Consider the following 19,241-nt stretch of genomic DNA (forward strand, 5'->3'; position numbering starts at 1 on the left):
TTCAGGTACGAGTAAGAATCGATAACGCAAAAACAGCCTCTCAATTTATGGAGAGGCTGTTTTCATTATAACAATTTTAACATCGCTTGACTGATTGTTTTTAAATCAAGCGGTTTCCCAATCAGCGGCCATTCAGAAATCAAGGCAATATACGTCTTGAACAGTAAGAACGCAGTTACTTCGACCGGAACTGCCGGAGAACGTTTTTCAAGTTCCAACCGTGTCTCAAGCAGATTCTTTATATATTCGACGATATGCTGCTCGATTCGAATCCGTAGCTCCGACATCTCCTGAAGTTTCAATGTCTGGGTTTCCTGTGTGATTTGTAAGATAAACAAATGCTGCTGTTGATGATTGACAATGGCATCGATCATCGCCTGTTTATTTTCTTCGACCGAAGCCGTTGTCGTATAGGCGTTTTCCGCTTCTGCCTTCATCTCCTGCAATACGCGTGTGACGAGGGATTCAAACAAATCAAGTTTACTTTCAAACAATTGATAGACGGTTGGTTTTCCGACATGAGCCCGTTTGGCAACCCGTTCGATAGTCGTTCCTTTATATCCGAGTTCCGAAAAGCAGGCCATCGCTGCATCTAAAATGAGATGTTCTTTATCAGACAGTGTCATGGCGTTTTCTCGCTTTCGTTGAGAGTAAGATGCGTTTTCCACCTAATGCACCAGCGAAGCTGATAGCGAGAGCAGAAAACAGAATCAAACCAAGAATCTGACCGTTTGTGATGAGTGTATCGGTAACTCCGATTCCAAGTGCCTCACGGAAACCTGTGACCGAATACGTCATCGGCAGGAAGCGGTGAATCGTTTGGAAGAAGCTTGGAGTCATTTCGACCGGGAACGTACCGCCGCTGCCGCCGATTTGAAGCAGCAGAAGTAAGAAGGCACTGAACTGTCCGACACGACCGAAGAGCATTGTTAACGTAAAGAGCAACGTGATGAACGTCATCCCTGTTAAGGCAGCGAAACCATACAGCGCAGGGGTGCTTGCAACATCAGCATCTAGAACATAGACGATGGCGACGGAAGCCGCAATCCCTTGTAAGGCACCAATCGGTAAGATGATGGACAGTTTTCCGACGAGGAACCGCCATGTTAATGTCTCACCATGTTCAGGACGGATCTGGTAAACGGAAGAGAACATCAAGGCACCGGCAAATAAAGCGATGCTGAGGATGTAAGCCGCAAGACCTGATCCGTAGTTGTTAACGGTTGAATAATCATGTTCTTTTAGGACGACCGGCTCAGCGAGCATGTTGTCCCGGGCATTCGATGGTTTGATAGTAGCATCTTTCGCTCCTTTACCCAGTTCCGTTTTCAGCGTGTTGGCGCCGTCAGCGAGTTTCGAGTTCCCGTCTGCTAGACGGGAAGCACCGTCCGTCAGTTGACCGGCACCTGATGAAAGGGCGACAGCACCATCGGATAGTTGACCCAGTCCTGAAGTTAAATCACCCGATGCAGTGCTCAGGTCGTTGGCACCAGTTGCGATTTTTTTGGCACCAGCGGTCAACTGTGTACTACCAGCAGCTGCTTTGTGGACACCATCTGTATAGGTTGTCAAGCCTTGATTGAGCGTATTTTGACCTTGTTCTAAGGTTTTTGCTCCGGCGAGCAGTTGTGTTTGACCTTGCTCCAAACGTTTTGAACCTGCGAGTAACTGGCCTAATCCACCATTAAGTTTCGAAACGGCAGATGCAATATCTTGTCCGGCGACAGCTAACTGATTGATTTTTGCTGTCGCATCATTGGCTTTCGCAAGACTAGCATCAAGTGCTGTCTCTTGTTGCGCTAAATTTTGAACATTTTGTTCCATCGTCGCAATTGATGCCAATAATGCTGCTTTTTCTTCTTCTGTTAATGTCTCAGACGAAGCGATGACCGCTTTGATGTTTGCCACGTTTGCTTCAAGTGCTTCACGACGCGTACTCAAGTCTTGTTTTAACGTGTCAGCAGCATCATTGACGGCTACTAGAGAAGCATTTGCTTCTTGAGCACGGGCATTCAGTTGATCAAGACCAGCCGTAAATTGTGGAAGGTTATTGTCGAGCTTCGATGCTCCGGCAGAGGCCGTCTCAAGACCTTGACGAAGTTCGGTCGTTCCAGCAGAAGCTGTCTCAAGACCTTGACGGAGTTTAGTGGAACCGGCCTGTAAGTCCGTTGATCCTTTAATCAGTTTTCCACTGTTAGCATCCAGTTCATTCAATCCACCTGATAACTGGCCGGACTTTTCTGCCAGTGTCTGCGCCCCTTCGCTCAGCGTATTAAGACCGGTTGAAATTTGTGCAGAACCGTCAGTCGCTTTCGTTAAATTCGTGGACAAATCGTTTGTACCACTCGTCAATTTTCCGAGGTTAGTCGTCAGTGTTTTAGCGCCGTCGGTTGTTTTCTTCGCGCCATCTTCAAGTTTAGCGGAACCTTCGGATGCATCTTCTAGTCCATTGGCAATTTTTTTAAGGGATCCGAAAATCGCACTGCTGTATTGTTTCGTGACGGATTTCCGGATTTTTTCGTTCAATTGCTTAGCGGCAGCGCTGGAAATCTGCGTACCGGAATAGTTTTTGGCTGGATTCAGATAATACTCCAACTCAATTTTTTTCGGGTGATCGTCGAGTAAAGTAGTCGCATTATGAGAAAACTTCTTCGGGATGACGACTGTCATGTAAATATCACCGGCGCGAAGCTTTTTAGCCGCATCTTTGCGTGAGAGATACTGCCAGTCAAAGTCATCATTTTTTTTCAGTTTTTTGACGAACTGATCTCCGATGTCAATTTTTTCTCCTTCGAACTTCGTCGCCTTGTCTTCATTGACGACTGCGACCTTGATGTTTTCTGTCTTACCATACGGATCCCAAAAAGCAGATAAAAAAATCGAGTTGTAAAGAAACGGGACGAGGATAAGTGCAAGAATCACGATGATCATCATCGGGCTTTTTAGTTTTTTCCATTCTGAGCGAAACATAAATCAAATCTCCTTCTTGAAACTAAAAACTAATTTAAGTTTCTGGTTTTGATGAAATTTACTTTACGCCTTTTTATGAAGGAAAGCAACTACTTAAGTCGATGAATTGCTGATAAAAAGAATTGTTTCTCTTTTGTAATCATTCCAGACGAAAAAACACCCAACCAATGAAGGAAGGGTGCATTTCAGATTAAGGGATTAATAAAATTTTTCCGGTGCTCTGACGGCTTTCCAAATAATCATGAGCCCGTTGTCCGTCCGAGAGGGAGAAGGTAGTCGGAGAGGCGATTTGCAGTTGACCGGATTCCAACCAGCTGAACAGTTCACCGGCACGACGAAGACGTTCCTCTCGCGTCGTCAGAACGTTCCATAAGTCACCACCGGTCAGTGTTTTCGAAGTATCCATCAGGAACCGTGGATCGACAGAAACCGGATCACCACCGGCCATGCCGTAAAAGACGACTGTCCCGTGTGTTTTCGTCACTTGAAAACTGTTCATCAACGTCGAGCCGACCGATTCATAGACAACGTCGACACCGCGCTGATCGGTCAATGTTAAAATCTGTTCGACCCAGTCGTCCGAATATAAGAAAACATGTTCAGATCCCACTTGTTTGGCGATGTCTGCTTTTTTCGCCGATGACGTCAAGCCGATGGGAATGGCTCCGTGTAATCGGACGATCTGTGTCAACAATTGACCAATGCCACCGGCTGCTGCATGGATCAACACTAAATCTTTTGGTCGGATCGCATAGCTGTCCCGTGTCAAATAGTGGGCAGTCAAACCTTGTAGCAGGACAGCGGCTGCCGTTTCATACGAAACAAAATCCGGTAAGGGAATCACCTGATCGACAGGTGCAGCGACGAACTCGGCGTTAGCATTTGGGACGTCAGCAAAGGCGACCCGTTGACCGACCTGTAAATCCGATACAGCGTCTCCGAGCCTGGTAATGATACCTGCCCCTTCATACCCTAACAGATAGGGTGGCGTTCCCTCTAAATGATAATTTCCTTTGCGACGGTAGATGTCGGCAAAATTCAAACCGATGGCTTTCATCTCAATCAATACTTCATTCGGTCGAAGTTCAGGCGTTGGATGTTTTTGATAAGTCAGGACACTGGAATCTCCGAAGGAGCAAAACGTAAGAGCCTGCATAGATACACTTCCTTTTTAGTAGTTGTTAGATAGAAGTAGTATAATTCACTCAAACAGAAAATCCTTTTGATATGCGTTACAGTTAGGAAAAGAAGGTGGGGAAAAATGAAAAAAATCATGCTTGGCGGTATTCACTTTTATCAGAAAGTGATTTCACCGATGAAACCGGCGACGTGCCGATTTTATCCGACGTGTTCTCATTACGGCAAAGAAGCAATCGAAAAACATGGCGCCATTAAAGGCGGCTATTTAACGACCCGACGATTGATGAGATGTCAGCCGTTTCATCCGGGTGGTCTTGATTTTGTACCGGAGACCTTTGACTGGAAGGCACCGGTACAACGTGAAAATCCGGCAGAACAGCAAAAATAATTGGAAAAGGAGTCTGAACTCGGCATACACTTGAGTTCAGACTCCTTTTTATAAAAGCGAAAATCGTTTTAAAGATCACCTGTTAAAAATTGCGCTTTTCCTAGTCCGAAACTCCAGTCTGCTGCATCATTCTCGACAATCGAGATCATCAAATCGTCTGGCGAGAGTCCGCATGCCGCTTCCAAGCGTTCAGCCAGCAAACGGTAGAGAGCTTGTTTTTTCTCTTCTGTCCGTGTTTTGCTGGTCACGCTGATGACCACGACCTGATTGGAGCGTGTCAATCCGAGACCTGTATCCTCGATGATCATTTCATTCGCTTTATGCGTGTGAACGATTTGATAGCGATCTCGTTCCGGCACGTCAAAGGCTTCAAGCATCGCCTCATGTGCGGTATCGAGTAATAGTTTCAGTTCTTCATCCGAACGTCCTTCGATTACATCAAAGCGTAGTAATGGCATAGTTATCTTCCTTTCTAATTGTCATCCATATGTAGAAGTACAGGAGAGCCCTGTACTTCATTTGACCGACTTATCTTATTCGAAAAACGGTTTGTATTGACGGCGTTCGTGCATGACAGACAACCATTGGACTGTCGAGAATTCTTCAAGCACCCATTCTCCGTTGAAACGACCGAGACCTGAGTCTTTTTCGCCTCCAAACGGCATATGCGGCTCATCGTTGACGGATTGGTCATTGATGTGGATCATGCCTGTTTCAACCTGAAGTGCAAATTCTGTTGCCCGTTCAATTGAAGAACCGTGAACAGCACCACTTAATCCGTAAGGAAGTGAGTTCGCGAGTTCAAGCGCTTCTGCGTCATCTTTAAACGGAATGATGACAGCGACTGGTCCGAAGATTTCATTTTTAGCAAGCGGCATATCGTTCGTGACGCCTGTGACGACTGTAGGAGCAATAACGTTTCCATCTGCTTCACCACCGACGCGGACTGTTGCACCTGCTGCTTTTGTTTTTTCAATCTCTTCCATGATGCGATCGACTTGTGATTGGTTAATCAATGGACCGACTTGCGTACGTCCATTCGATGGATCACCAAATTGAAGTTCCTTGACACGTGCGACGTATTTTTCAACGAATTCATCGTGAATCGATTGAGCAACTAGGATACGGTTGGTTGACATACAAATTTGACCTTGGTGGTAGAATTTGCTGTAAACCGCTGATTCAACGGCACGATCAAGATCAGCGTCGTCAAGTACGACGAAGACGTTGTTTCCGCCGAGTTCGAGTGCTGTCTTTTTCAAATGTTTCCCTGCGAGTTCGCCGATATGGCGACCTACTTCAGTGGAACCCGTAAACGAAATCAAGCGTGGGACCGGGTGCTCGACGATTGAGTCGCCAATTTCTGATCCGCGACCGACGATGACGTTTAGGACACCTTTCGGTAAGCCGGCTTTTTCAAATAAACTGGCGAAAATCAAGCCACCTGAAACCGGTGTATCGGTTGCCGGTTTAACGACGACAGCGTTTCCGATTGCGATTGCTGTTGCGATGGAACGAACGGCAAGGTGGAACGGGAAGTTCCATGGGCTGATGACACCGATGACACCGAGTGCCTTCCGGTAAATCCGGTTTTCTTTGCCCGGTACGACAGACGGACGAATTTCGCCATGCATCCGTAGTGGGAAAGTAGCAGCTTCTTTAACGATTAGGACAGATGCAAGAAACTCACCTTCTGCTTTGATGCGCGTACTGCCTGATTCTTTGATTAACCACTCGACAATCGTTTCTTTCTCTTCGTACATGACTTTCAAGAATTCTTCGATTAAAGCCTGGCGTTTAAGTGCCGGCACTTTCGCCCATTCTTTTTGAGCGATTTTAGCAGATTGATAGGCATCATCTAAATCGTCGTTATCAGCTGCCGAAATTTCAAACAGTGTTTCGCCTGTAAAAGGATTCGTGTTTGTCATGTTGCTGTCACTTGCGCCTTTGCGCCACTGACCGTTAATAAAAATCTTAGTGAAGTCTGTATTGAGTGTTGATTCAGTATGCTGTTGCATAACTTTTCATCTCCAATTCGTTTTGATAACACTTAAGTTATTCACGTTATGTGAAGAAGTAAAACACAAACCGACACTTTCACAAAGTGAATTGACTCGGCGGATTTTAAAAAGATATGGAGAAGACGTTTTACTAGATGAAGAAACAGGAATTAAAAAAATATATCGATATATTAGAGTGGAGTGGATGAAATGTGCAGAAGTTGAGGTTGGTTTACCGGGAAACAAACTGGTGGTGGCCGCTCCTTTATGGAGTAGGTGGCGCACTATTGACGGCGATCGTCCTGCTGATTGATCTGTATGCAAAAGAACTGTTTCCAAGCAGTTGGAAAACAACGCTTGGTTTAGCTCAAACGATCCATAGCGCAGTCTTTACCGGATTACTGACGATGATGACATTTACGTTCTCGACCATTTTAGTCGTTCTGACAACCTATTCCTCACAATTCTCACCCCGCACCTTACCGAACTTTATTGAAAATCGGCAAGTCCAGCACATTTTCGGGATTTTTATCGGAACCGTCACTTATTCGATTACTATGCTGTTCTTCATGCGACCATCGCTGAAAGACAGTGTCGTCGCCTCTGCCGTCGCAGTCATTGTTGTCTTGATTGCGATCGTTGCGTTTGTCGCATTCGTCCATATCGTCAGTCAATCGATTCGGGTCACGACCTTACTCGATCGTTTACATGAAGAAGGACGTACGCTGATTGACAAGCACGTTGAAGCGATAGAAGAAGGGCACTACCAATTGTTTCCGGACAAGCAGGCAAGTTATCCGTTTAATCTCACCGCTGCGCAAACCGGTTATTTACAAGCAATTGATTACGAATTATTGATGAAGTCAGGCGGACATGTCACGATTGATGTGACAATTGGAAGCTACATCACACAAGGGCAACGGATCGGCAGTGCCGAAAAAGAGGACGCAGAGCAGGGAATCCTCATCGGACCGACACGTTCCGCAGAACAGGATTTTCCGTTTGTGATTCAAAAGCTGTCAGAAGTAGCACTTCGGGCGATTTCACCCGGTATCAATGATCCGAATACGGCGCGTCACGCGATGCGGCAAATCGGTGACTTGTTCAGACGGTATACGATGCTTCCGGACGGCAATCTCCTGGTGAAGGGGGAAGGGGCTGTTACCGTCAAACGGCTCGCGTTTTCTGAACTGTTGTATTTGACGTTTTATCAACTTCGGCATTACGGCGAAGAAGACATTTCAGTTCTAGTGACGATGCTTGAGTCACTTCAAATCATGAAACGGAATGCTTTACCGGAACACAGAGCGAGCATTGACCGGTTCATTCCGTTTGTCTGCTCGGAGGTCGACTGGTCGGCATTAAACGACTGGGACCGTCAACATTTGGAACAGGCTCAAAAAAGGGCACTTTCATGAAACCAGTCGAAGCTTTTTAACGTAATCAAGAAGAGAAAGAACAGCAGAAAGTAGGAGATTGACATGACCATCATATTATGGAGTTTGATTGCAGTTTGTTTTTTAGCTGCTTTCGGAGGACTGGTTTATCCCGTCATTCCAAGCGCACCTTTACTCGTCATTGGATTTTTAATTTATGGATTTGGATTTGGCTTCACTGAGTTAACCGTCAGTTTCTGGATCATTCAGGCCATTTTCATCATTTTGTTGTTTACATTGGATTACCTGGTCAGTTCGTATACCGTCGACCGGCGTGGAGGCTCGCAGGCTGCGAAAATTGCAACGACCGTCGGCTTGATTGCCGGTCCCTTCATCCTGCCGGGTATCGGATTGTTGATTTTTCCGTTCGTCTTTGCGATTTTAACAGAAAAAATCATCAGTAAAAAAACGTGGTCAGACTCTGTTTCGATCGGAATCGGGACCGTACTGGGAATCCTGTCGAGTGCCTTGTTAAAAGGAATCGCGATGTTATTAATGATTGTCGTATTCATCATGTACGTCGTGTGAAGAAAAAGAAAGATTATCTGCAAGTACACATTTTCCGAGAGTTCCGTTATAGTATGAATATGAAAAAGTAGAGAAGCTTGTTCATTAAAAACAAGCTTCTTTTTGATGGAGAAGACCGATAAGAGGATTGTCGGCTTAATTTAAATGGAGGTGAATCCCCTTAGTTTGGGGAAACGATTGGACAGTACACACGCAGTGGAGACATTCGATACAACAACGATTATCATTCGGCTTTTGATTATTGCACTATTAATTGTGTTGACCGCTTTTTTTGTCGCAGCAGAATTTTCAGTTGTCAAAATGAGAATGTCCCGAATCGATCAATTGATCACAGAAGGCAGTAAAACCGCGAAGACGGCTAAGAAATTATTAGACAACCTGGATTATTATTTATCCGCCTGTCAGCTTGGAATTACCGTGACGGCCCTTGGATTGGGATGGTTAGGGGAGTCGACGGTCGGTGCGATTCTTGCAATGGTATTCAAGGAGATTGCGCTTCCGGAATCGGTCTCGACGGTTGTTTCCTTTACGTTAGCTTTTTCCGTCGTGACATTTTTACACGTCGTCCTTGGAGAACTTGCCCCTAAATCGCTGGCTATTCAAAAAACAGAAGCCATTACGATGTTGCTTGCCCCGCCGCTTTACTGGTTCGGGAAAGTCATGAAACCTGTCATTTGGTTGCTGAACGGATCTGCCCGTGTCTTCTTGCGTTTGTTTGGAGTCGAACCGGTTGGTCATGAAGATGCCCACTCGGAAGAAGAAATCAAAATCATCATGACGCAAAGCTACAAGAGCGGTGAAATCAATCAAACAGAACTTTCGTATATGCAGAATATTTTTTCGTTTGATGAGCGGATTGCGAAAGATATCATGCTTCCGCGAACAGACTTGATTACGATTTCGAACGATGCGTCGATGGAAGATATCATCGCCCTTGTCGAAGAGTATCAATTCACGCGATATCCGGTTGCAGAAGAAGGCGACAAAGATAAAATATTAGGTTTTATCAACGCGAAGCAGTTGTTTACGGATCATATGGCGAACAAAGGGAAAGCCTTGAGCTATTATGTACACAACCTTCCAATTGTCTCGGAATACTCGCCCTTGCAGGATGCGATGTTGAAGATGCAGGTCGAACGCACACCGATGGCGCTTGTCATCGATGAATACGGCGGAACGGCCGGTGTCATCACGATGGAAGACATCCTCGAAGAAATCGTCGGTGAAATCCGGGACGAGTTTGACAAAGACGAAAAAGCAGATATTGAACAGATTCATGAGCGCTTGTACCGGATTTCAGGTCGAGTTCTGATTGATGATTTAAACGAACGCTTTAACCTTGGAATTGAAGAAGAAGATATTGACACGATTGGTGGCTGGGTCATGGCGCAGGATACGGAAGTATCGAGTGGTCAGGAATTCCGTTACAAAAACCATACGGTCAAAGTCATGGAAGTCGACAACCATCAAGTTAAATCAATTTACTTGCAGTTACCGGAAAAAGAACCCGTTACAGAAGAAATCGTTTGAATGTAAGGAACAGGACTACACTTCGGTGTGGTCTTTTTTTGTCAGAAAGAATACCTTTGATTGTTTATTCTTCTCCAGACAGTGGTAATACAGTTTATGTGGCCAAAACAAGCTACCAAAATTAGCGGATAAAGGGGTTCTTATTCATGACGAAAACAATTCTTACTTCACGTGCAACTGCAGTAGGGGGACGCGATGGAAAGGTCGCCTCTGACGATAACGTAATCAATTTAGATCTTGTGATGCCGGGTACGAAAGGCAAAGAAAATATTCCTACTTCAAATCCAGAACAATTATTCGCAGCAGGATACGCTGCATGCTTTGACGGGGCATTCAACTTGATGGCCCGCCAAGATAAAAAACGTGTCGAGACACGTACGAATTCCGAAGTCAGCTTACTCGAAGACGAAGAAGCAGGCGGCGTCAAAATTGCTGCTAAGCTTGTTGTTGAAGTAGTTGGCGTAACAGAAGAAGAAGCAAAAGACTTACTCGAAAAAACACACCAATTCTGCCCGTATTCAAAAGCAACACGCGGCAACATTGATGTTGATTTATCGGTCAAAGTAGTAGAATCCTTAGAGAACTGATTTGTTCTGAAGAGGGAGGGAAGTAAGATGTCTCCAAAAGAAACGGATCGACCAAACGAAAAGTTTGAAGATGAACGAAAACGTTTGACAGACAAGGAACTTGAGCTTTCACCCGAACAGCAAAAAGAAGTTTTAAAAGGTAAAGATCAGATGCCGGATGATCCGGTGTCACCAAGAGATCGAGGACTTGATAAGTAATATAAATTTTTATTTGGGGGATGAATGAAATGGGGAAAAAAGTAGCAGTTGTGCTTGCAGATCATTTCGAAGATGTAGAATTTACCGGACCTGTCGATGCGTTAAAAGAAGCGGGTCATGAAGTGACAGTCATCGGAACAGAAAAAGGTGCGGAATTAGTCGGGAAACAAGAAGAAGCAAAAGTGAAAGTCGATGTAACAATTGATGAAACTTCTTCTTCAGACTTTGATGCATTGTTGATTCCGGGCGGTTTTTCACCGGACTTACTTCGTGAAGACGATCGTTTCGTTACATTTACGGAAGAGTTTGATTCATCTAAAAAACCAATCTTTTCCATCTGTCACGGTCCACAATTGATGATCAATGCAAAGATTGTCAAGGGACGTAAAATGACAGGATATAAATCCATTCGAATTGATTTAGAGAATGCGGGTGTGACATATGAAGACAATGAAGTGGTCGTCGATGACAACTTCGTGTCAAGCCGTCAACCGGATGATATCCCGGCATTTAATCGCGAAATGTTAGCAAAATTAGGATAACTGTTTAAAGTAAAAATGAGCGTTCGTTGACTTAGGTCAGCGAACGCTCATTTTTAGTTCTCTGGATAATCACAGAGTTCGGTAATGACACCATGTGAATGCCGGGGATCCATATAGATCAATCGTCGACCGAGCGGAGTTTGGCGGTACGTATCTTCTAAAAATGTAATTCCCCGTTCTTTTGCCTCTTTAATAGCTTGATCCAAATCATCCACACGATAAGCAATATGGTGGACACCTTTTCCCCGTTGTTTTAAAAAACGGGCAATCGGACTTTCCGGACTTGTCGGAGTCAACAACTCAATGTGCGCATCTTCAAATTCGATGACAGCAATATTAGAAGCAACCCCGGGCGTCGGATTACTGTACTCACGGATCAATGTCCCTCCCAAGATAGTCGTATAGAACGTAATCGCTTCTTGCATATCCCGGACAGCGATGCCAGTATGGTCCAAATGCATAAACAGTTCCTCCTTTACTTCGATAGTCATAGTGTGTCAAACTCTTTCCCAACACGCAATGTAGAAGGTTCGATTGAAGGATCTATATAAAGGCGAAAAGAGAACTTATCAAAAATGACATCTCACTGAAATATAATAGAGGGAAAATGAATGCTATAATCAAAAACGTTCTTATAATTTTTAAAAAGTATTATTAAATTTAAATAACATCATTCGATTACTTATATAAACCACACAGAAAAAGAGGGAATACTACATGAAAAAAACGTTCGCGTCGCTCATCGTTTCCGCACTTATTCTTTCATCGACTCCTCACTTCGTAGCAGCAGATGACTTAAGTGAACAAAAAGCTAAAAATGAACAAAAACAACAAGAAAATGCTAATACTCAAAAAAACTTAGAATCGTCTGTGAATCAAGAAGGACAAAAAATTTCGAAGACTCAGCAAGAAGTGAATCGTCTAGACGAAGCATTAAACGAAAAAATATTTGCAGTTGAAACAAAAGATCGTCAAATTAAAGCAACTGAAGCTGAAATCGTTGAACTTGGGAAACAGATTAAAAAGTATAAAGCGAAATTAAAGCGTCAGGAAAAGCTGCTTGGTGACCGCCTTCGTGTCATGCAAGAAAATGATGGGAACTCCATTAAATGGGAAGAAGTCATCTTTGGTTCAAAGGATGTCGGAGATCTTGTCAGCCGTGTGTTAGCAGGGAAATCAATCTCGCAACAAGACGATAAAATGATTACCGACTATCAAAACACACAAAAGAAATTAGCAGCTGCTCAACAAGAACTAAAAGATAAAAAAGCTAAACTTGTGACGGAGAAACAAGAACTAAAACGTCAACAAGCTGAACTTGAGCAACAGCTTAAAGAACGAAACAAACGCTTAAAAGAACTCCGGAAACAAAAAAAGAAATTTGAAACGCAATTGATGGATGCAAAAGAAGTACAACAAATTTTGATTGCACAAGAACAAGCGATTGCAGCTGAAAAAGCAGCACGCGAACGTGAAGCAAGAATCGAAAAAGAGCGTCAAGCACAAGCGGCACGTGAAGCAAAAGCACGTGCAGCAGCACAAGCGGCACAAGCAGCAGCGGCTCAAAAAGCAGCAGCTGAACAACAGGCGGCAGAAGCGGCCGCTGCTAAAGCAGCAGCACAAGCGGAACAAAAATCGTCAGCACCTGCAACTTCAACAAAACAATCTACACCATCTGTGACTGTGCCAAAAGCAGCACCAACACCAGAACCAGAACCAGCGGCACCAACGCCTGCACCATCATCTTCTTCTATGTTTATTCATCCAACAAGTGGATCAATCACACAAGGATATGGTTCAGCAAGCGGTTCGAATGGTTACTCTTTCCACAATGGTATTGATTTCGGCGCTCCAGTCGGTACCCCGATTGTTGCAGCGGCAACAGGGACAGTCATCACTGCATCAAGTGGTGGTCCGTACGGTAATCATGTCATGATTGCACACCAATTAAATGGAAAAACGTATACAACAGTTTACGCGCATATGAGTTCGTTAAATGCACATGCCGGACAACGTGTCAGTCAAGGACAACAAATCGGAGCCCTTGGTAGCACTGGGAACTCAACAGGCCCACACTTACACTTTGAAATTCATGTAGGTGGTTACAGCTACAGTGCTTCAGGACCAGCAAATTCTGTAAATCCAATGTCGATGTTATAATAACGAGAAAAGACGATTGCTGCGGCAGTCGTTTTTTTATGTTTTTATAAAAACATAAAATGTTATATTACAATAAAACGCTTTCAGTTGAAACACAAATGAAATTTTCCTGAAACTATTACGGTGCTATAATCAATCTCAGACAGAAATACTTTGAATTAAATACTTTTTAAATAAGAAATCATACATAAGCGAGGAAACCAAACATGTTTAAAAAATTGTTTGCAACGGTATTGTTAGGGGCGTTACTTGTATCCACTGTGCCGACTTCTGGTCAAGCTGCAACGATTAAAGAAAAGAAATCTCAAAATGCAACAGAGCAACGTCGCTTGGAAAAAGCCATCAAAAAACAGGAAGCTAAAATATCGTTAGAGCAACGCGAAATTAATAAAATTGATGCGGCCATCAACGAAAATATTTTCAGGATTTCGGAAAAAAACAAGCAGATTAAACAATTGAATCTCCAAATTGAAGATCTTGAGGCGGAAATCGCCCGCTACGAAATCATGCTCACCCGGCAAGAAGAATTGCTTGGGGACCGCTTACGTGTCCTTCAAGAAAATGATGGTAATTCTATAAAATGGGAAGAAGTCATTTTTGGTTCGAAAAACTTGGGTGATTTGTTTAGTCGTGTTATGGCAGGTAAAAAAATTGCCGAACAAGACGATAAAATGATTTCTGATTATTTGGAAACACAAGAAAAGCTAGCAGAAATGAAAAAAAATCTTATTGCTAAAAAGGCGGAGCGTGTTCAAGAGAAAGAGTCGTTACTCGTCCAAAAGAAACAGTTAAAACAACAGATGAAAGAACGGAGTGCGACCCTGAATAAATTACGTAAAGGGAAAACAAAGTTCACGACTAAACTGTTAAATGCAAAAGAATTACAAGCGACTTTAGAGGCTCAAGAAAGAGCGATTGCGGCAGCAAAAGCAGCAGCGAAAGCAGCAGCAGAAAAAGCGGCCGCTGAAAAAGAAGCAGCTGAACGTGCTGCAAAAGAGGCGGCAAAATCAACGCGTGAGTCAAGCGAAGCAACGGTTCTTCCGACTCCTGTCAGCAGTGTGCCGACAGGATCGGCGAAGTTTATTCGTCCGGCTTCAGGCGGTGTTTCACAAGGTTTTGGACCGGCTAGTGGAGCGAACGGCTATACGTTCCATAATGGTGTCGACTTCAGTGGACCCGTCGGATCACCGATTCGAGCAGCAGCTTCCGGAACAGTCATTACGGCTGGTAGCGGCGGACCTTATGGGAATCATGTCATGATTTCGCATTTCCTTGACGGTCAGGTGTATACAACAGTGTACGGTCATATGAATTCGTTATCGGTTTCGGCAGGTCAGACGGTAACTCAAGGTCAAACGCTTGGTACTCTTGGCAGTACCGGGAATTCGACAGGACCGCATCTACACTTTGAATTGCATATCGGTGGATACCAATACAGTGCGACAGGACCAGCTAACACGGTCAATCCACTTGGATACCTTTAAAAACGAGCTTCGGCTCGTTTTTTTAATGGTGCTGTGATACAGTGAAAAAGAATTTAAATTACGAGCAACTAGGGGAGCTGGAGGAGTCCGGCTGAGAGGAAAACCATTCTGTTTTCGACCCTGTCACCTGAACTGGATAATACCAGCGTAGGAAAGTTGAGATCGAAGACATGAAGACTTCAATCAGTAGAACTGGTTGTTCATGGCGTCGTCTGCTTTTTTACAGCGGACGGCGCTTTTTGTTGTCCGTTTTCTCCTTATTTGCTCCCAGGAAAGTGAGGAATTGGAATGAAACACGTATTGACGATTGCTGGATCCGACTCCGGAGGTGGAGCTGGAATTCAAGCAGATTTAAAAACGTTTTCGGCACTCGGTGTATACGGAATGAGCGTCATCACGGCGATTACGGCACAAAATACGTTAGGTGTTCAAGCGGTCGAGGACGTATCCCCGGAGCTCGTGGAAGCACAGCTGACATCCATCTTTTCCGATATCCGTGTCGATGCGGTCAAGATTGGAATGGTTTCCAATCAAGACACCATCCGAGTGATTGCACAACAACTGGAAAAACATCAACTTCCGGTTGTTCTCGACCCGGTCATGGTCGCGAAAGGGGGTTATAGCTTATTGCAACCGGATGCAGAACATGCCTTGCTCGAACAGCTGTTACCATTGGCTACACTTGTGACTCCTAATATTCCTGAAATCGAGCGGATGATTGGCGGAACGATTCACTCGCTTGCCGATATGAAACAGGCGACGGAAAAACTGGCTGAAAAACGGACGGGTGCTATTTTGCTCAAGGGCGGACATTTGGAGGGACGGGACGCTACTGACCTTTTATATACAGACGGGCGATATGTCGTCTTTGAACAAGAACGGATCGAGTCCCGTCATACCCATGGTACAGGCTGTACATTATCTGCTGCCATCGCTTCCTATCTTGCACTCGGTCTTTCAGTGGAAGACAGCATCCGTTATGCAAAACGTTATGTGACGGAAGCCATTCGCCACGGCTTTGCGCTCGGACGCGGTGTTGGTCCGACGCATCATTTTCATGAACTCTGGAGGGAGACACATGTTACGACGCATCCATGATAAAAAACCGTTGATTCATCATTTAACGAATACTGTAACCATTAATGACTGCGCCAATATGACACTGGCACTTGGTGGCTCTCCTGTGATGGCAGATGATCTGCTGGAAGTGGAAGAAATGGTCAGGCACGCAGATGCCGTCGTAATCAATACAGGGACAATCAATCCGGACATGCGCCAAGCCCAACTTTTAGCAGGAAAAACAGCTAACCGATTGGGGAAACCGGTCATTTTGGATCCGGTAGGCGCAGGAGCGACGACATTAAGAACAGATTTTATGAAGCAGTTAATGGATGAAATCACCTTTACGGTCATCAAAGGAAATGCATCGGAAATCAAGACATTGCTCGGACAGGCCGCTCGAACGAAAGGAGTGGATGTTGCCGAAGGAGAATCCCTGGATTTTCAAAGTGTCCATACCTTTGCAGGTGAAACGAAACAACTCATCGTCGTAACGGGTCCGATTGATTTTGTGACAGATGGAAATCGCCAGTATCATCTGGATGTCGGGACGAAACGTCTTGGCCAAGTCACGGGAACGGGATGTATGACCGCTTCTTTGATTGCGACGTTTTTAGGAGCAGGATACGATCGTTTTGAGGCAGCCGTATTTGGGACGTATGCTATGGGAAAAGCAGGGGAGTCGGCTGAGGATTCTCCCGGTATCGGAGGTTTTCGAACCGGGCTGTTCGATGCAGTGAGTTTGATGACAGAAAAAAGTTTGCCGGAGGTATAAATTAATGGACACTGAATATTTGATTTATGCCGTGACCGATCGACGCTTGCATCCACATCTTTCCCTGGCAGACGCCGTCGAAGCATCGATTAAAGGAGGCGCAACGGTTGTTCAATTACGGGAAAAAGACAGTTCCGGTAAAACTTTTCTGGAATCAGCCATTGCATTAAAAGATCTCACCGCACGTTACGATATTCCGTTCATTATCAATGATCGGATTGATATCGCTTTGCTGGTCGATGCCGGTTTGCATATCGGTCAAGATGATATTCCCTTAATTGAAGCGCGCCGTTTGTTACCGGAAGCGACGATTGGTGTTTCTGTTTCAACAGTGGAACAAGCTGTTGCAGCAGAACGGGAAGGCGCAGATTATTTAGGGGTCGGTTCACTCTTTCCGACAGCAACGAAACAAGATGCGACATTCATGGCGCGAGCGACGTTGGAACAGATTCGTAAAGCCGTTCATATCCCGTTGGTGGGAATCGGTGGAATTACTGAGACAAACGTTCCGGAACTTGGTTCTCTAGTGGACGGATATGCCGTTGTTTCAGCTTTATTTGCAAGTGAAGACATTGAGCGAACGACGAAAAAGTTTAAGACGACCGTGAAACAAGTGCGTCAGAGCGCCTCAGGCAGGGTATAGTTCACGTAGAGGTGATGGTCGTGAAATGGCAGTCTGTTCGATTTCGAGGACGCTGGATTCGGTATAAAATCGAACCACAAGTCATTCGAATCGATAATCGCGGGAAATATCATTTAGGTGCAGCTCTATTTCCTTTCCCGAATCGTTATTCGTATCAATTAGCTGTGTTATTAAAGAATAAATACCGACAACAGTATAAACGTTCCTTGCTCATCCAAACGAGTTCAATCGCAACTGAAATCTGGGGGCACACACATCTGGATATTTTTTACCGGATGATGTTACCTCTTCCGTTACCATGCTTTTTACGGAACCGCTATAAAGAACGTTTGAAAAGTACAGGCGTGATCGATATCGGTGTGCGTGCTGTCGATTCAAACCGGATTGTCTGGGATATCGGAAATTTTTTAGGTGGCTGGTTCTTTTACGCGATCTCAAGACGAAACCGTGAGAAATGAAAAGATGATTCAAACAGGAATGTCCAATGAAAAAGTCTGCTTTCCGCTCTAAACGACGGGAAACAGACTTTTTTGAGTTTCTGATTTTTGGAATAGCAGGCACTAGTTGAGTCCTGAAGTGATTTTCTTGCAATTCACTTGAAACGATGGTGGAATGAAAGGGAAAGAGGTGATGACGGTGGATGCACCACGTTGTGAAACGATTGCCATTGATCAAGTACGTGCAGAAGAGATTGGACAAGTCGTCGATACGATTCCAACGACAGACATTGGAAAGTTGTTCAAAGTCTTGTCAGATGCCACACGGTTAAGGATTGCTTACGCCTTGACGGTGGAAGAGGAACTTTGTGTCTGTGATGTTTCGGCTTCGGTGGATTGTTCGATTGCAACAGCTTCTCACCATCTCCGTACCTTGTTGAAACAAGGACTGGTGAAATATAGAAAAGAAGGTAAGGTCGTCTACTATTCGCTGGACGATCATCATGTATCGTCGCTCGTTCACTTAGCAATGGAGCATGTAAATGAAGGCAAGGCGTCCTCTTGAGTGTACTGAACAACACAACAAACACGTATCGTTCTCATGGACGATACGTGTTTGTTGTGTTTTTAGATCGGTGAAATAAGATGATAGTCGTTGCAATCAACAAAAAAGCTAAAATCGACAGGCTGAAGGACATACGTTTATACTCTGCCGTCATTTCAGTAGTCAATTCCAATTTTTGTTCAAGATCACGATATAATTTTTCTTTGATTTGTGACAAGTCTTCAAGAATCGTTTGTGTGGTTTGAGTTGTTTGCTTGGCTAATTTTTTAGCACGTTGCGGATGATCTGTTTCGTAAACGGTAAAAACTTCTTGAATCTCTTCCTCCCACACATTGTTACGTAATAGTAAATCTTTAACCGCACCGGGTGTCTGATTGGATGAATTCAGTACACGTCGCAAATCATGAACTTTAGAAGTGGAAAAGTAATATTGTTCAATGTAACGGTCATCTTCATATAATAACAGGCCGCGAACGGCATTTGCCCGATCGCGATTATGTTCGATCAATTGGTCGACTTGTTTAATCATTAGAATATCTTGTGTATGCATCTCTTCCGTCAAATTAGAAATCGTACGATATCCGCTTAAGGCATACAAAAGGGGAATCGAGGCAAACAGACTGACAATCAGGATGAGGATGATACAGTGCCGCCATAGTTGATTCATAAAATCCATCCTTTTTCTACAAAACTTAATGTCATTAGCTTAACCACTATTTCCCAAAAAGTGAAGGATTACTCAAAAAAATATGGAACATTTTCTTTGATTTTGCGTATTATACACAAAAAACCGCTACAA

The 19,241-nt window shown here is 44.3% G+C and carries 21 protein-coding genes and 1 riboswitch; of the genes, 14 read left to right on the plus strand and 7 right to left on the minus strand.

Features of this window, described 5'->3' with window-relative positions:
- Positions 1–65: 65 nt before the first annotated feature.
- The 3 genes from ACP26N_RS02880 to ACP26N_RS02890 form a co-directional block, all read right to left on the minus strand.
- Entirely contained in the window at positions 66–626 is a 561-nt protein-coding gene (locus tag ACP26N_RS02880; protein WP_012369430.1) for a TetR/AcrR family transcriptional regulator, read from the minus strand.
- Positions 613–2,970: a YhgE/Pip family protein gene (locus tag ACP26N_RS02885; RefSeq protein WP_426354742.1), complete on the minus strand. Its 2,358-nt coding sequence runs from the start codon at positions 2,968–2,970 to the stop codon at positions 613–615. The genes ACP26N_RS02880 and ACP26N_RS02885 overlap by 14 nt, the downstream gene beginning before the upstream one ends.
- A 190-nt stretch (positions 2,971–3,160) precedes the next feature.
- Positions 3,161–4,126, minus strand: a complete 966-nt coding sequence (locus ACP26N_RS02890) for a quinone oxidoreductase family protein (RefSeq protein ID WP_426354744.1) — start codon at positions 4,124–4,126, stop codon at positions 3,161–3,163.
- 105 nt (positions 4,127–4,231) lie between these two features.
- Here ACP26N_RS02890 and yidD point away from each other — a divergent pair, with 105 nt between their 5' ends.
- Positions 4,232–4,498, plus strand: coding sequence for a membrane protein insertion efficiency factor YidD (gene yidD / locus ACP26N_RS02895; protein WP_131504273.1), 267 nt, complete (start codon positions 4,232–4,234; stop codon positions 4,496–4,498).
- Positions 4,499–4,566: 68 nt separating this feature from the next.
- Here yidD and ACP26N_RS02900 read toward each other — a convergent pair whose 3' ends face one another.
- Together ACP26N_RS02900 and ACP26N_RS02905 are read right to left on the minus strand one after the other, a co-directional pair.
- Positions 4,567–4,956, minus strand: a complete 390-nt coding sequence (locus tag ACP26N_RS02900; protein WP_131504272.1) for a tautomerase family protein — start codon at positions 4,954–4,956, stop codon at positions 4,567–4,569.
- Positions 4,957–5,031: 75 nt separating this feature from the next.
- Positions 5,032–6,516, minus strand: coding sequence for an aldehyde dehydrogenase family protein (locus ACP26N_RS02905; protein WP_131504271.1), 1,485 nt, complete (start codon positions 6,514–6,516; stop codon positions 5,032–5,034).
- A gap of 194 nt (positions 6,517–6,710) precedes the next feature.
- Between ACP26N_RS02905 and ACP26N_RS02910 the strand changes: the two genes are divergently transcribed.
- The 6 genes from ACP26N_RS02910 (at position 6,711) to ACP26N_RS02935 (ending at position 11,319) form a co-directional block, all read left to right on the plus strand.
- Entirely contained in the window at positions 6,711–7,916 is a 1,206-nt protein-coding gene (locus ACP26N_RS02910; protein ID WP_131504270.1) for a DUF2254 family protein, read from the plus strand.
- A 63-nt stretch (positions 7,917–7,979) separates the two neighbouring features.
- Positions 7,980–8,462, plus strand: coding sequence for a DUF456 domain-containing protein (locus ACP26N_RS02915; protein WP_426354745.1), 483 nt, complete (start codon positions 7,980–7,982; stop codon positions 8,460–8,462).
- 165 nt (positions 8,463–8,627) lie between these two features.
- Positions 8,628–9,992, plus strand: coding sequence for a hemolysin family protein (locus tag ACP26N_RS02920; RefSeq protein WP_114596894.1), 1,365 nt, complete (start codon positions 8,628–8,630; stop codon positions 9,990–9,992).
- A 146-nt stretch (positions 9,993–10,138) separates the two neighbouring features.
- The gene (locus tag ACP26N_RS02925) at positions 10,139–10,579 is read left to right on the plus strand and encodes an Ohr family peroxiredoxin (RefSeq protein WP_114596893.1); all 441 of its coding nucleotides are present in this window, start codon (positions 10,139–10,141) and stop codon (positions 10,577–10,579) included.
- Positions 10,580–10,606: 27 nt separating this feature from the next.
- Complete coding sequence (locus tag ACP26N_RS02930) at positions 10,607–10,777, plus strand: hypothetical protein (protein ID WP_165871683.1); 171 nt, start codon at positions 10,607–10,609, stop codon at positions 10,775–10,777.
- A gap of 29 nt (positions 10,778–10,806) precedes the next feature.
- Positions 10,807–11,319: a type 1 glutamine amidotransferase domain-containing protein gene (locus ACP26N_RS02935; RefSeq protein ID WP_131973643.1), complete on the plus strand. Its 513-nt coding sequence runs from the start codon at positions 10,807–10,809 to the stop codon at positions 11,317–11,319.
- A gap of 53 nt (positions 11,320–11,372) precedes the next feature.
- Here the strand turns inward: ACP26N_RS02935 and ACP26N_RS02940 are convergent, their stop codons facing one another.
- Entirely contained in the window at positions 11,373–11,780 is a 408-nt protein-coding gene (locus tag ACP26N_RS02940) for a VOC family protein (RefSeq protein ID WP_131504267.1), read from the minus strand.
- Between the two features lie 256 nt (positions 11,781–12,036).
- Between ACP26N_RS02940 and ACP26N_RS02945 the strand changes: the two genes are divergently transcribed.
- From ACP26N_RS02945 to ACP26N_RS02975, 7 genes are all read left to right on the plus strand, one after another.
- Positions 12,037–13,479, plus strand: a complete 1,443-nt coding sequence (locus tag ACP26N_RS02945) for a murein hydrolase activator EnvC family protein (protein ID WP_426354746.1) — start codon at positions 12,037–12,039, stop codon at positions 13,477–13,479.
- A 206-nt stretch (positions 13,480–13,685) separates the two neighbouring features.
- A complete protein-coding gene (locus ACP26N_RS02950) occupies positions 13,686–14,963 on the plus strand; it encodes a murein hydrolase activator EnvC family protein (RefSeq protein ID WP_426354747.1) in 1,278 nt (425 codons plus the stop codon).
- 60 nt (positions 14,964–15,023) lie between these two features.
- Positions 15,024–15,134, plus strand: a riboswitch (TPP riboswitch).
- 117 nt (positions 15,135–15,251) lie between these two features.
- Entirely contained in the window at positions 15,252–16,061 is an 810-nt protein-coding gene (gene thiD / locus ACP26N_RS02955) for a bifunctional hydroxymethylpyrimidine kinase/phosphomethylpyrimidine kinase (protein WP_426354748.1), read from the plus strand.
- Entirely contained in the window at positions 16,042–16,797 is a 756-nt protein-coding gene (thiM, locus tag ACP26N_RS02960) for a hydroxyethylthiazole kinase (protein WP_188005160.1), read from the plus strand. The genes thiD and thiM overlap by 20 nt, the downstream gene beginning before the upstream one ends.
- 4 nt (positions 16,798–16,801) lie before the next feature.
- Complete coding sequence (gene thiE / locus ACP26N_RS02965) at positions 16,802–17,440, plus strand: thiamine phosphate synthase (RefSeq protein ID WP_188005161.1); 639 nt, start codon at positions 16,802–16,804, stop codon at positions 17,438–17,440.
- Between the two features lie 14 nt (positions 17,441–17,454).
- Positions 17,455–17,898 (plus strand): hypothetical protein, encoded by a 444-nt coding sequence (locus ACP26N_RS02970; protein ID WP_255508420.1) that lies wholly within the window; start codon positions 17,455–17,457, stop codon positions 17,896–17,898.
- A gap of 178 nt (positions 17,899–18,076) precedes the next feature.
- Positions 18,077–18,442, plus strand: a complete 366-nt coding sequence (locus tag ACP26N_RS02975; RefSeq protein WP_114596966.1) for an ArsR/SmtB family transcription factor — start codon at positions 18,077–18,079, stop codon at positions 18,440–18,442.
- Between the two features lie 34 nt (positions 18,443–18,476).
- Here the strand turns inward: ACP26N_RS02975 and ACP26N_RS02980 are convergent, their stop codons facing one another.
- A complete protein-coding gene (locus tag ACP26N_RS02980) occupies positions 18,477–19,109 on the minus strand; it encodes a CHASE3 domain-containing protein (RefSeq protein WP_131973637.1) in 633 nt (210 codons plus the stop codon).
- Between the last annotated feature and the right edge of the window lie 132 nt (positions 19,110–19,241).

Origin of the sequence: Exiguobacterium sp. R-39 (genome assembly GCF_049942815.1) — a bacterium.
GTDB lineage: Bacteria > Bacillota > Bacilli > Exiguobacteriales > Exiguobacteriaceae > Exiguobacterium_A.